The organism is Staphylococcus sp. FSL W8-0304 (assembly GCF_038006565.1).
Taxonomy (GTDB): domain Bacteria; phylum Bacillota; class Bacilli; order Staphylococcales; family Staphylococcaceae; genus Staphylococcus; species Staphylococcus epidermidis.
Genome location: NZ_JBBOVL010000001.1, coordinates 1,642,988 through 1,657,385, shown reverse-complemented (window position 1 = coordinate 1,657,385; position 14,398 = coordinate 1,642,988). Strand labels below are relative to the sequence as shown.

The window sequence follows — 14,398 nt, the reverse complement described above, 5'->3', positions numbered from 1 at the left end:
ATTATTTATATCCTTTAATTTAGTTAAAGTTTAATGAATCAAAAATAATAACAATTCTTACAAAATTGGAAATTAAAAATTAAAACGTTGACAAATACAAAATTAACCGTTTATCATTTATCTTTAGTAATTCAATTTGCAAGGGGGAATAAACTTTGGCAGATAATTTAGTCATTGTTGAATCGCCTGCAAAAGCTAAAACCATTGAAAAATATTTAGGCAAAAGATATAAAGTTATTGCTTCAATGGGACATGTTCGTGACTTACCAAGAAGTCAAATGGGTGTCGACACTGAAGATAACTATGAACCAAAATATATTACAATTCGTGGCAAAGGTCCTGTAGTTAAAGATTTAAAAAAACATGCGAAAAAAGCAAAAAAAATATTTTTAGCTAGTGACCCTGACCGTGAAGGTGAAGCGATTGCTTGGCATTTATCAAAAATTTTAGAATTAGAAGATAGCAAAGAAAATAGAGTAGTATTTAATGAAATTACAAAAGATGCTGTTAAAGATAGTTTTAAGCATCCTCGTGGTATTGAAATGGATTTAGTTGAGGCGCAACAAGCACGTCGTATTTTAGATAGACTCGTTGGTTATAATATTTCTCCAGTATTATGGAAGAAAGTTAAAAAAGGGCTGTCTGCTGGGAGAGTTCAGTCAGTTGCTTTACGTTTAGTCATTGATCGTGAAAATGAAATTCGTAATTTTAAACCTGAAGAGTATTGGTCCATTGAAGGTGAATTTAGATACAAGAAATCTAAATTTACAGCTAAATTTCTACACTATAAAAATAAACCTTATAAGCTAAACAACAAAGACGATGTTCAAAGGATTACTGAAGCATTAAATGGTGATCAATTTGAAATCACAAATGTGAATCGTAAAGAAAAAACACGTTATCCTGCTCATCCATTTACTACATCAACCTTACAACAAGAAGCTGCACGTAAACTAAATTTTAAAGCACGCAAGACAATGATGTTAGCACAACAATTATACGAAGGTATTGACTTAAAGCGTCAAGGTACAGTAGGTTTAATTACGTATATGCGTACCGATTCTACTCGTATATCAACTTCTGCAAAATCAGAAGCGCAGCAATATATAAATGATAAATATGGTGAACAGTACGTGTCTCAGCGTAAATCATCGGGTAAACAGGGCGATCAAGATGCTCACGAAGCTATTAGACCTACTAGTACAATGCGAACTCCTGATGACATGAAAGCTTTTCTTACTAGAGATCAACACCGTCTATACAAATTAATTTGGGAAAGATTTGTAGCAAGTCAGATGGCTCCAGCTATTTTGGATACAGTAGCTTTAGATGTAACTCAAAACGACATTAAATTTAGAGCTAATGGTCAAACTATTAAATTTAAAGGTTTTATGACACTATATGTAGAAGCAAAAGATGATAAAGAGAATGATAAAGAAAATAAGCTTCCTCAACTAGATAAAGGAGATAAGGTAACTGCGACAAAGATTGAACCGGCACAACACTTTACACAACCTCCTCCTCGTTATACTGAGGCGCGTTTAGTTAAAACGCTTGAGGAACTTAAAATTGGAAGACCTTCAACATATGCTCCAACCATTGATACGATTCAAAAGCGGAACTACGTCAAGTTAGAAAGTAAACGCTTCATCCCAACTGAATTAGGAGAAATTGTTTATGAGCAAGTTAAAGAATACTTCCCAGAAATTATTGATGTAGAATTCACTGTAAACATGGAAACATTACTTGATAAAATTGCCGAAGGTGACATGAATTGGCGTAAAGTAATAGGAGACTTCTACAACAGTTTTAAACAAGATGTTGAACGCGCAGAATCTGAAATGGAAAAGATTGAGATTAAAGACGAGCCAGCTGGTGAAGATTGTGAAGTCTGTGGTTCTCCAATGGTTATTAAAATGGGAAGATATGGTAAGTTTATGGCATGTTCGAACTTTCCGGACTGTCGTAACACCAAAGCAATTGTCAAAACGATTGGTGTCACATGTCCGAAGTGTAATGAAGGAGATGTCGTAGAACGTAAATCAAAGAAAAATAGAATTTTCTATGGTTGTTCTAGATATCCAGAATGTGATTTTATTTCTTGGGATAAACCTGTTGGAAGAGATTGTCCTAAGTGTCATCATTACCTTGTGAACAAGAAAAAAGGTAAAAGTAGTCAAGTTGTGTGCTCCAACTGTGATTATGAAGAAGAAGTTCAAAAATAGATGAGTGATTTTAGGAGGGGCAAAATGACGCAAAAAGTAAACGTTGTAGGAGCTGGTTTAGCTGGCTCTGAAGCTGCATATCAATTAGCTCAACGTGGAATTAAAGTGAATTTAATTGAGATGCGTCCAGTTAAACAGACACCGGCGCACCATACAGATAAATTTGCTGAATTGGTATGTTCAAATTCATTGAGAGGTAATGCACTTACAAATGCTGTTGGTGTTCTTAAAGAGGAAATGAGACATTTAGACTCGTTAATTATCACATCAGCAGATAAAGCACGTGTGCCAGCGGGTGGTGCTTTAGCAGTGGATAGACATGATTTTGCTGGCTATATTACAGATACCTTAAGAAACCACCCTAACATCACTGTATTAAATGAAGAAGTTAATCATATACCAGAAGGTTATACGATTATTGCAACTGGCCCTCTAACTACTGAGCATTTAGCTCAAGAAATTGTTGATATTACTGGTAAAGATCAATTGTATTTTTACGATGCTGCCGCACCAATAATAGAAAAAGATTCAATTAATATGGATAAAGTATATTTGAAATCACGTTATGATAAAGGTGAAGCAGCGTATCTTAATTGTCCTATGACTGAAGAAGAGTTTAACCGGTTTTATGATGCAGTATTAGAAGCTGAAGTTGCACCAGTCAATGAGTTTGAAAAAGAAAAATATTTTGAAGGGTGTATGCCTTTTGAAGTCATGGCTGAAAGAGGGCGAAAAACTTTGTTATTTGGTCCGATGAAACCTGTTGGACTTGAAGATCCTAAGACTGGGAAACGCCCTTATGCAGTTGTTCAATTAAGACAAGATGATGCAGCTGGAACATTATATAATATTGTTGGCTTTCAAACACATTTAAAATGGGGTGCGCAAAAAGAAGTCATTCGTTTAATTCCAGGATTAGAAAATGTTGATATTGTAAGATATGGTGTGATGCACCGAAATACCTTTATTAATTCACCTGATGTTTTAAACGAAAAATATGAATTAAAAGGACATGATAATTTATATTTTGCTGGACAAATGACTGGCGTTGAAGGTTATGTTGAAAGTGCTGCCAGTGGATTAGTTGCAGGTATTAATCTTGCGCATAAAATTTTAGACAAAGGGGAAGTTATTTTCCCTAGAGAGACAATGATAGGTAGTATGGCTTACTACATATCACATGCCAAAAATGAGAAGAATTTTCAACCTATGAATGCCAATTTTGGTCTTTTACCATCTCTCGAAAAACGTATTAAAGATAAAAAAGAAAGATATGAAACACAAGCCAAAAGAGCGTTAGAGTATTTAGATAATTACAAACAAACGCTGTAATTTACAAATAGGTTAACTAGGTAGTGGGTAACTACCTGGTTTTTTTGTGATGAATATTATTTAAAACTAACTTAAATTAAGTAAGACAAGTGAGTTAGAGAAAATTATGACTAATTTTGGATAAAGTTTGAAATTAATTCTCTAAAGATTTTGAATTGATTATCAAATTATTGTATGCGTTTTTACACATATGCTACAATGCAATATGATGGAGGGGATTGATTTTGGATAAAATCCAAGAAACATTTTTATATATGTTAAAGGTTGAAAGAAACTTTTCAGAGTATACGTTAAAATCTTATCATGATGATTTAGTTCAATTTAACAACTTTTTAGAAAGAGAACATTTACAACTTGAGACTTTTGAATATAAAGATGCTAGAAACTATTTGGCTTTTTTATATTCTAATCAATTAAAAAGAACTACGGTGTCAAGAAAGATATCAACTTTACGTACCTTCTATGAATTTTGGATGACTCAAGATAATTCAATTATTAATCCCTTTGTTCAACTAGTGCATCCTAAAAAAGAGAAGTATTTACCTCAATTCTTTTATGAAGAAGAAATGGAAGCACTTTTTCAAACTGTAGAGCATGATAATAAAAAAGGCATACGAGACAAAGTTATTATTGAATTGTTATATGCAACAGGAATACGTGTGTCTGAATTAATAAATATTAAACTAAAAGATATAGATATGAACTTACCAGGTGTAAAAGTTTTAGGTAAAGGAAATAAGGAAAGGTTTATCCCTTTTGGAGAGTTCTGTAGACAGAGTATAGAAAGATACTTAGAAGAATTTCAACCTAAACAATTAGCTAATCATGATTATTTAATTGTAAATATGAAAGGTGATCCTATCACCGAAAGAGGAGTAAGGTATGTACTTAATGATGTCGTTAAAAGAACCGCTGGGGTCAATGACATACATCCTCATAAATTAAGACATACTTTTGCTACACATTTATTAAATCAAGGTGCTGATTTAAGGACTGTACAGTCTTTACTTGGTCACGTCAATTTATCGACCACTGGACGTTATACACATGTTTCGAATCAACAATTGAGAAAGGTGTATTTAAACGCACATCCTCGAGCAAAAAAAGGAGAGTAATTTATGGATAATTCTTTACACGCTACAACAATTTACGCTGTACGCCATAATGGTGAAGCAGCTATGGCTGGTGATGGTCAAGTCACATTAGGTCAACAAGTTATTATGAAACAAACTGCGAGAAAAGTGAGACGTTTATACGAAGGAAAAGTATTGGCTGGTTTTGCTGGTAGTGTTGCTGATGCCTTCACACTTTTTGAAAAATTTGAAACAAAACTTCAGCAATTTAGTGGTAATTTAGAGCGCGCAGCTGTTGAACTAGCACAAGAATGGCGTGGAGATAAACAATTACGACAACTAGAGGCGATGCTTATCGTAATGGATAAAGATGCCATACTTATTGTTAGTGGTACAGGTGAAGTTATTGCACCTGATGATGATTTAATTGCCATTGGGTCAGGTGGTAACTACGCACTTAGCGCAGGTCGAGCTTTAAAAAGACATGCAACACAACTTTCTGCTAGTGAAATGGCATACGAAAGTTTAAAAGTTGCAGCTGATATTTGTGTGTTTACAAATGATAATATAATTGTAGAAACGCTTTAAAAACAGCATTGCTCAAATTAAGGAAATGAATCTCATAAAACAAAGTAGCAATATGGAGGAATGTTAAATATGGATACAAATGGAATTAAATTAACCCCAAAAGACATCGTATCTAAATTGAATGAGTATATTGTAGGACAAAATGATGCAAAACGTAAGGTGGCTATTGCATTAAGAAATCGTTATCGTAGAAGTCTTTTAAAAGAAGAAGAGAAACAAGAGATTGCGCCTAAAAATATTTTAATGATTGGTCCAACGGGAGTTGGTAAAACTGAAATAGCTCGACGCATGGCAAAAATTGTTGGAGCACCGTTTATTAAAGTCGAGGCAACTAAATTTACAGAAGTCGGTTACGTTGGTAGAGATGTTGAAAGCATGGTTAGAGATTTAGTTGATGTTGCTGTACGTTTAGTAAAAGAAGAGAAAAAGTCATTAGTTAAAGATGAGGCAACTAAGAAAGCAAACGACAAATTAGTTAAATTACTTGTTCCGAGTTTAAAAAAGAAGGCAGCACAAGGTAACAATCCTTTGGAAAATTTATTCGGTGGAGCAATTCCAAACTTCGGTCAAAATCAAGATGAAGAGGAAGAACCGCCAACTGAGGAAATTAAAACGAAACGTTCTGAAATAAAAAAACAACTTGAACAGGGCAAACTTGAAAATGAAAAAGTAAGAATAAAAGTAGAACAAGATCCTGCATCAATGGGAATGTTAGGGACTAATCAAAATCAACAGATTCAAGATATGATGAATCAATTGATGCCCAAGAAAAAAGTCGAAAGAGAAGTTTCGGTTGAGACAGCTAGAAAAATATTAGCTGATGATTTTGCTGACGAATTAATCGACCAAGAAACTGCGAATCAACAAGCATTAGAGCTTGCAGAACAAATGGGTATCATATTTATTGATGAAATAGACAAGGTTGCTACTAACAATCAAAATAGCGGTCAAGATGTGTCAAGACAAGGTGTACAACGAGATATTCTTCCTATACTTGAAGGTAGCATGATTCAGACAAAATATGGTACTGTAAATACTGAACATATGCTATTTATAGGTGCTGGTGCATTCCACGTATCAAAACCTAGTGATTTAATTCCTGAATTACAAGGTCGATTTCCAATTAGAGTAGAATTAGAAAGTCTTTCAGTAGAAGATTTCGTGAGAATTCTGACAGAACCAAAATTATCGCTTGTCAAACAATATGAAGCATTGCTTCAAACTGAAGAAGTTACAGTTAACTTCTCAGAAGATGCCATTCAAAGATTAGCTGAAATTGCTTATCAAGTTAATCAAGATACTGATAATATTGGTGCTCGTAGATTACACACTATTCTAGAAAAAATGCTTGAAGATTTATCATTTGAAGCACCAAGCATGCCGAATGCTGTTGTGGATATTACCCCACAATATGTAGATGACAAATTAAAATCAATCTCAACAAATAAAGATTTAAGTGCATTTATTTTATAAATATATATAGAAGGAGAAAAAATATGAGCTTATTATCTAAAACAAGAGAATTAAACACTTTATTACAAAAACATAAAGGCATTGCAGTAGATTTTAAAGATGTTGCTCAAACAATTAGTAATGTTACAGTTACTAATGTATTTATTGTGTCGAGAAGAGGTAAAATCTTAGGATCTTGTTTGAATGAATTATTAAAAAGTGAACGTATTAAAGATATGTTAGAAGATCGACATATACCGCGCGAATATACTGAAGAGTTGATGAATGTTAAACAAACAGAATCAAATATCGATATTGATAATGAATTAACTGTATTTCCACCAGAGAATAGAGAGGTATTTTTAAATAGTAGAACAACTATTTTTCCAATTTTAGGTGGTGGCGAAAGACTTGGTACGCTAGTCTTAGGTCGAGTTCAAGACGACTTCAATGAAAATGACTTAGTATTAGGAGAATATGCAGCCACTGTAATAGGAATGGAAATATTACGAGAAAAACATAATGAAGTCGAAAAAGAAGCTAGAGATAAAGCTGCTATAACAATGGCAATCAACTCACTTTCATACTCAGAAAAAGAAGCAATCGAACATATATTTGAAGAACTTGGTGGTACAGAAGGTTTACTTATAGCTTCAAAAGTAGCTGACAGAGTGGGCATTACACGATCAGTCATAGTGAATGCTTTACGCAAACTTGAAAGTGCTGGTGTCATAGAATCACGTTCTCTTGGAATGAAAGGGACATTTATTAAAGTGAAAAAAGATAAATTCCTTGATGAGCTTGAAAAAAATAAGTAAAAGTTGAATATGAAATGTTTTTTTGAAATATTAGTAAATTAAGATTAATCTGTGAATAATGAATGGACTGATTTTTACTTTTTCAGAAACCTATTATTTTATATGTTAATTATCGACTATAAAATGTTTAGAGAAATTAAGAATGTTATTAAATAATCTCCATCTTTATTGTTATTAAAACAGAAATTCAATAATACAAATCATGTTATTGCTTTTATGTATTAAATATGATATATTAATTGACGGCTATAAAGCCAATACGCACATAATCAATTTAAATATAAAGGGTGCAAATTAAATATTTGTCTTTATATCAGTTGATTATGGAGGTAAATAACCACTAGGAGGAATTTAAAATGGCAGTAATTTCTATGAAACAATTACTTGAAGCCGGTGTTCACTTCGGTCACCAAACACGCCGTTGGAACCCAAAAATGAAAAAATATATCTTCACTGAAAGAAATGGTATTTATATCATTGATTTACAAAAAACAGTGAAAAAAGTTGAAGAAGCATACAACTTTGTTAAACAAATCTCTGAAGAAGGCGGAAAAGTCTTATTCGTAGGTACAAAAAAACAAGCGCAAGAATCAGTTAAAGCTGAGGCAGAGCGTGCTGGTCAATTCTACGTTAACCAAAGATGGTTAGGTGGGATTTTAACTAACTACAAAACAATCTCAAAACGAATTAAACGTATTTCTGAAATTGAAAAAATGGAAGAAGACGGATTATTTGAAGTATTACCTAAAAAAGAAGTTGTTGAACTTAAAAAAGAATACGACCGTTTAATTAAGTTCTTAGGCGGTATTCGCGATATGAAATCAATGCCTCAAGCATTATTCGTTGTTGATCCTCGTAAAGAGCGCAACGCTATTGCTGAAGCTCGCAAACTAAATATTCCTATCGTAGGTATTGTTGACACTAACTGTGATCCTGATGAAATTGATTACGTTATCCCAGCAAACGATGATGCTATTCGTGCCGTTAAATTATTAACTGGTAAAATGGCAGACGCTATCTTAGAAGGTCAACAAGGTGTATCTAATGAAGAAGTAGCTGCAGAACAAAACATCAATTTAGATGAAAAAGAAGAATCTGAACAAGCAGAAACAACTGAAGAAAACACTTCTGTTGAATCAAACTAAGAGATAGTTTAAATGGGTGATAAGATACTAATGCTTATCACCTTTTTTTAAAAATAAAATTAAATCATAATACTGTAATGGAAATATAACCTAAAATAATGCTAAAATCTAGGTATATCAATAATTACTATTTATATTGGAGGAATAATGAATGGCAATTTCAGCAAAACTTGTTAAAGAATTACGTGAAAAAACTGGCGCAGGAATGATGGATTGTAAAAAAGCGTTAACTGAAACTGATGGTGACATCGATAAAGCGATTGACTACTTACGTGAAAAAGGTATTGCAAAAGCAGCTAAAAAAGCTGACCGTATCGCAGCAGAAGGTCTTGTACACGTTGAAGTAAAAGGTAATGAAGCTGCAATCGTTGAAATTAATTCAGAAACAGACTTCGTAGCACGTAACGAAGGTTTCCAAGAATTAGTTAAAGAAATTGCTAACCATATTTTAGATAGCAAGGTAGAAACAGTAGACGCTTTGATGGAATCTAAATTATCTAGCGGTAAAACTGTTGATGAAAGAATGAAAGAAGCTATCTCAACAATTGGTGAAAAATTAAGCATCCGTCGTTTCTCTATCAGAACAAAAACTGATAATGATGCATTTGGTGCATATTTACACATGGGTGGACGTATTGGTGTGTTAACTGTAGTTGAAGGTACTACTGATGAAGAAGCTGCTAAAGACGTAGCAATGCACATTGCGGCAATCAATCCTAAATATGTTTCTTCTGAACAAGTAAGCGAAGAAGAAATCAATCATGAAAGAGAAGTATTAAAACAACAAGCATTAAACGAAGGTAAACCAGAAAAAATCGTTGAAAAAATGGTTGAAGGTCGTTTACGTAAATATTTACAAGAAATTTGTGCTGTAGATCAAAACTTCGTTAAAAATCCAGACGAAACTGTTGAAGCTTTCTTAAAAGCTAAAGGTGGTAAACTTACTGATTTCGTTCGTTATGAAGTTGGAGAAGGTATGGAAAAACGTGAAGAAAACTTTGCTGAAGAAGTTAAAGGACAAATGAAATAATCTGTCATAAAGTTTAACAAGGAAGAAGACACCTCACACGTTTCCTTTTTATAAGCCTATTGTTAAGATAGCTAAAAGGAGACATTCGTGTCTTCTTTACTTATATATTTACATATTTTTACGATAGAGAGGATAAGAAAATGGCGCAAACTTCTAAATATAAACGTGTAGTATTAAAATTGAGTGGTGAAGCTTTAGCAGGTGATAAAGGATTCGGCATAAATCCTATTATTATCAAAAGCGTTGCACAGCAAGTTGCTGAAGTTGCCAAAATGGATTGTGAAATTGCTGTCATTGTCGGCGGTGGAAATATTTGGAGAGGCAAAACTGGTAGCGACCTAGGTATGGATCGTGGTACGGCTGATTACATGGGGATGCTTGCTACTGTAATGAATGCTTTAGCATTACAAGACAGTTTAGAACAATTAGATTGTGATACACGTGTTTTAACTTCTATTGAAATGAAACAAGTTGCTGAACCATATATTCGTCGACGTGCAATTAGACATTTGGAGAAAAAACGTGTTGTTATATTTGCCGCTGGAATTGGTAATCCTTACTTCTCAACTGACACAACTGCTGCTTTACGTGCGGCTGAAGTAGAAGCAGATGTAATTTTAATGGGTAAAAATAATGTAGATGGTGTTTATTCAGCTGATCCAAAAGTTGATGCAAATGCAATTAAATATGAACATTTGACACATATTCAAATGCTTCAAGAAGGTTTACAAGTGATGGATTCAACAGCTTCATCGTTCTGCATGGATAATAATATTCCATTAAATGTTTTCTCTATTATGGAAGAAGGTAATATTAAGCGTGCTGTAATGGGTGAAAAAATCGGAACATTAATTACAAAATAATTTTGAGGTGTAAAAAATGAGTGACATAATCAAAGATACAAAGTCTAGAATGCAAAAATCAATTGATAACTTATCTCGTGAACTTGCTAACATTAGTGCTGGTAGAGCAAACTCCAATTTACTTAATGGTGTTACAGTTGACTACTATGGTGCTCCTACACCAGTACAACAATTAGCAAGTATCAATGTGCCTGAAGCACGTCTATTAGTTATTTCACCATATGATAAGACATCAGTTGCTGATATTGAAAAAGCAATTATCGCAGCTAATCTTGGGGTTAATCCAACGAGTGATGGTGAGGTTATTCGTATCTCTGTACCAGCTTTAACTGAAGAAAGACGTAAAGAATTAGTTAAAGAAGTTAAAAAAATTGGTGAAGATGCTAAAGTCTCAATTAGAAATATTCGTCGTGATATTAATGATCAGCTTAAAAAAGACGAAAAAAATGGTGATATTACTGAAGACGACTTAAGAAGTCAAACTGATGATGTACAAAAAGCTACAGATAATTCGATTAAAGATATAGATCAATTGGTTGCCGACAAAGAAAAAGATATTATGTCAGTATAGGTATTTTATTATCGCAAACACATTCATATTAGTATATTATCTAAAATGAAACATCCGTCAGACATTGAATATCTTTATAGTCTAAACTGTACCAACTAAGACTTTGGTACAGTTTTTTTATTTGCTTATTCAATGGAATAAATGAGTATGATAAAATGATAGATGATTGTTTAATTAACTAATATTATAAACAGAGACGATCAGGCTCGGAGGAAAGACCATGTTTAAAAAGCTGAAAAATAAAAATAAAACTGAGACAAACCATAATAATGAATTAGACATACATAATATACCTGAACATGTGGCTATTATCATGGATGGAAATGGGCGTTGGGCAAAAAAACGTAAAATGCCTAGAATTAAAGGACATTATGAAGGTATGCAAACAATCAAAAAAATTACTCGCGAAGCGAGTGATTTGGGTATTAAGTACTTAACATTATACGCATTTTCAACAGAGAATTGGTCTAGACCTGAAAGTGAAGTTAATTACATTATGAATCTTCCTGTGAATTTCCTTAAAACATTTCTACCAGAATTAATTGAAAAGAATGTTAAAATTGAAACAATAGGCTTTTATGAAGGTTTACCACAATCGACAATTAATGCTATTGATTTTGCTAAAGCTAAAACTCAGCAAAATACTGGGTTAACTCTTGTGTTTGCTATAAATTATGGTGGACGAGCTGAGATTATTCAGAGTATGAAAACAATATATAACGAATTACAATTAAACGGACAAGGATCTGAAGTGATTGATGAGGCGTTAATAAAGCGTCATTTAATGACTCATAGTTATCCAGATCCAGACTTATTAATACGCACTTCAGGAGAACAAAGAATAAGCAATTTCTTAATATGGCAAGTTTCATATAGTGAATTTATTTTTAATGAAAAGCTATGGCCAGATTTTGATGAAAAAGAGTTAAGAGAGTGTTTGAAAATATATCAATCACGCCAAAGACGTTTTGGAGGATTAAGTGAGGAGTAAAAAATGAAAGTAAGAACATTAACCGCGATTATAGCTTTATTAATATTCTTGCCTATCTTGCTCAAGGGTGGCTTAATATTAATGCTTTTCGCATTCTTATTAGCTTTGATAGCCTTAAAAGAATTACTTAATATGAATATGATTAAATTTTTATCTATACCTGGTCTGATTAGTGCTTTAGCCCTAATTATTATCATGTTACCTCAAGATGCAGGTGAATGGGTTCAAGTTATCCAACTTAAAGGTTTAATTGCTATGAGTTTCATAGTTTTAAGTTATACAGTGCTATCTAAAAACAGATTTAGTTTTATGGATGCTGCATTTTGTTTGATGTCTGTAGCATATGTAGGAATTGGTTTCATGTATTTTTATGAGACACGTTCTGAGGGCTTGAGATATATTTTATTTGCATTTTTAATCGTTTGGCTAACAGATACGGGTGCTTATATTTTTGGTCGTCTTATGGGTAAACATAAGTTATGGCCAGTTATTAGCCCTAATAAAACAATAGAAGGTTTCTTTGGTGGTATTTTATGTAGCATTTTAGTACCATTAGTGATGCAAATGTTTGTAGATTTACATATGAATATTTGGCTTTTATTATTAGTCACAATTGTGTTAAGTATGTTTGGTCAATTAGGTGATTTAGTAGAATCTGGGTTTAAACGTCATTTTGGTGTTAAAGATTCGGGACGTATACTACCAGGGCATGGCGGTATATTAGATAGATTTGATAGCTTCATGTTTGTATTACCGCTATTAAATATTTTACTGATACAAACTTAAATTTATGAATTGTAAAATGGAATAGATGTTATAATGAAGGAGTTATTGAGATGTTGATGAGTGGTGAATATCTCTTAACTCCTTTTCAGCACTTATTGATAAATTGTTAAGATACAATAACACAAAATAATATGATATTAAGTATTAACATATTATAATATTTAATATTATCTTCGATTTAATTACTTAGATGATTTTTTAATTAAACATAAATTCATTAGAGGTGTAGAACATGAGCATTTTAATTACGATTATTTCATTTATCATCGTATTTGGTGTCCTCGTAACTGTTCACGAATATGGACACATGTTTTTTGCTAAGCGAGCAGGAATTATGTGTCCTGAATTTGCGATTGGTATGGGCCCTAAAATTTTTAGTTTTCGTAAAGATGAAACATTATATACAATTCGTCTATTACCGGTGGGTGGTTATGTAAGAATGGCTGGTGATGGTCTTGAAGAACCCCCAGTTCAACCAGGTATGAACGTAAAAATAAAGTTAAATAACCAAGATGAAATCACACATATAATTCTAGATGATCAACATAAATTTCAACAAATTGAAGCTATAGAAGTTAAGAAATGTGATTTTAAAGATGACCTATATATTGAAGGTATTACTTCTTATGATGACGAAAGGCATCACTTCACTATAGCGAAAAAGGCATTTTTTGTCGAAAATGGAAGCCTTGTACAAATTGCTCCAAGAGATAGACAGTTTGCACATAAGAAACCATTGCCTAAGTTTTTAACATTGTTTGCAGGTCCATTATTTAATTTTATTTTAGCTTTAGTACTATTTATTGGATTAGCATACTACCAAGGTACGCCAACCAATGTCATAGGAGAAGTTGTGAAGAAGTCTCCGGCTGATGAAGCTGGATTGCACAAAGGTGATAAAATAGTTCAGGTAGGTAATCATAAAATTAAAAATTTTGATGATATCAAACATGTTCTTGACCAAAATAGAACGGCTGAAACAACTGTAAAAATTAAAAGGGATGGCCAAACCAAGTCTGTAGATCTCCAACCTAAAAAAGTAGAAAGAAAGATAACTAAAACTAAAACTCAAACAACTTATCAAATTGGTTTTGCTCCTACTACAGAACACAGCGTTTTTAAACCAATAAGCTACGGTATTTATAACTTTTTCGACAAAGGTAAGCTTATTTTTACAGCTGTTGTTGGTATGTTAGCCAGTATATTTACAGGAGAATTTTCATTTGATATGTTAAATGGCCCTGTTGGTATTTATCACAGTGTTGATTCTGTTGTTAAATCTGGAATTATTAATTTAGTAGGATACACCGCTTTATTAAGTGTTAACTTAGGAATAATGAATTTGTTACCTATTCCAGCGCTTGATGGTGGTCGCATATTATTTGTACTATATGAGGCTATTTTTAGAAAACCAGTGAATAAAAAAGCGGAAACAGGAATTATTGCTGTAGGCGCACTTTTTGTGGTTATTATAATGATTTTAGTTACATGGAATGATATACAACGGTATTTCTTATAAATAGG

General features: G+C 32.8%; 13 protein-coding genes. All 13 read left to right on the top strand.

Going from position 1 to position 14,398, the window contains the following annotated elements; translation table 11 throughout:
• Positions 1 to 155: 155 nt before the first annotated feature.
• A complete protein-coding gene (topA, locus tag NST35_RS07775) occupies positions 156 to 2,225 on the top strand; it encodes a type I DNA topoisomerase (RefSeq protein WP_340747291.1) in 2,070 nt (689 codons plus the stop codon).
• A gap of 24 nt (positions 2,226 to 2,249) precedes the next feature.
• Complete coding sequence (trmFO, locus tag NST35_RS07770) at positions 2,250 to 3,557, top strand: FADH(2)-oxidizing methylenetetrahydrofolate--tRNA-(uracil(54)-C(5))-methyltransferase TrmFO (RefSeq protein WP_001832560.1); 1,308 nt, start codon at positions 2,250 to 2,252, stop codon at positions 3,555 to 3,557.
• A gap of 254 nt (positions 3,558 to 3,811) precedes the next feature.
• Complete coding sequence (xerC, locus tag NST35_RS07765) at positions 3,812 to 4,672, top strand: tyrosine recombinase XerC (protein WP_002439503.1); 861 nt, start codon at positions 3,812 to 3,814, stop codon at positions 4,670 to 4,672.
• Between the two features lie 3 nt (positions 4,673 to 4,675).
• Complete coding sequence (gene hslV / locus NST35_RS07760; RefSeq protein ID WP_002446288.1) at positions 4,676 to 5,218, top strand: ATP-dependent protease subunit HslV; 543 nt, start codon at positions 4,676 to 4,678, stop codon at positions 5,216 to 5,218.
• A gap of 69 nt (positions 5,219 to 5,287) precedes the next feature.
• On the top strand, positions 5,288 to 6,691 hold the full coding sequence (hslU, locus tag NST35_RS07755; RefSeq protein WP_002457367.1) for an ATP-dependent protease ATPase subunit HslU: 1,404 nt from the start codon (positions 5,288 to 5,290) through the stop codon (positions 6,689 to 6,691).
• 23 nt (positions 6,692 to 6,714) lie between these two features.
• On the top strand, positions 6,715 to 7,488 hold the full coding sequence (codY, locus tag NST35_RS07750; protein ID WP_002446289.1) for a GTP-sensing pleiotropic transcriptional regulator CodY: 774 nt from the start codon (positions 6,715 to 6,717) through the stop codon (positions 7,486 to 7,488).
• Between the two features lie 356 nt (positions 7,489 to 7,844).
• Positions 7,845 to 8,633 (top strand): 30S ribosomal protein S2, encoded by a 789-nt coding sequence (gene rpsB / locus NST35_RS07745; RefSeq protein WP_002457366.1) that lies wholly within the window; start codon positions 7,845 to 7,847, stop codon positions 8,631 to 8,633.
• 151 nt (positions 8,634 to 8,784) lie between these two features.
• A complete protein-coding gene (gene tsf, locus NST35_RS07740) occupies positions 8,785 to 9,663 on the top strand; it encodes a translation elongation factor Ts (RefSeq protein ID WP_002446291.1) in 879 nt (292 codons plus the stop codon).
• A gap of 140 nt (positions 9,664 to 9,803) precedes the next feature.
• Positions 9,804 to 10,526, top strand: coding sequence for a UMP kinase (gene pyrH, locus NST35_RS07735; RefSeq protein WP_002439511.1), 723 nt, complete (start codon positions 9,804 to 9,806; stop codon positions 10,524 to 10,526).
• A 16-nt stretch (positions 10,527 to 10,542) separates the two neighbouring features.
• Positions 10,543 to 11,097, top strand: coding sequence for a ribosome recycling factor (gene frr / locus NST35_RS07730; protein ID WP_002446292.1), 555 nt, complete (start codon positions 10,543 to 10,545; stop codon positions 11,095 to 11,097).
• Between the two features lie 220 nt (positions 11,098 to 11,317).
• A complete protein-coding gene (locus tag NST35_RS07725; RefSeq protein WP_002457365.1) occupies positions 11,318 to 12,088 on the top strand; it encodes an isoprenyl transferase in 771 nt (256 codons plus the stop codon).
• 3 nt (positions 12,089 to 12,091) lie between these two features.
• Positions 12,092 to 12,874: a phosphatidate cytidylyltransferase gene (locus tag NST35_RS07720; RefSeq protein WP_001829499.1), complete on the top strand. Its 783-nt coding sequence runs from the start codon at positions 12,092 to 12,094 to the stop codon at positions 12,872 to 12,874.
• 232 nt (positions 12,875 to 13,106) lie between these two features.
• Positions 13,107 to 14,393 carry an RIP metalloprotease RseP gene (gene rseP, locus NST35_RS07715; protein ID WP_002457364.1) on the top strand — a complete coding sequence of 429 codons (1,287 nt, stop codon included), beginning with the start codon at positions 13,107 to 13,109 and terminating at the stop codon, positions 14,391 to 14,393.
• Positions 14,394 to 14,398: the final 5 nt, after the last annotated feature.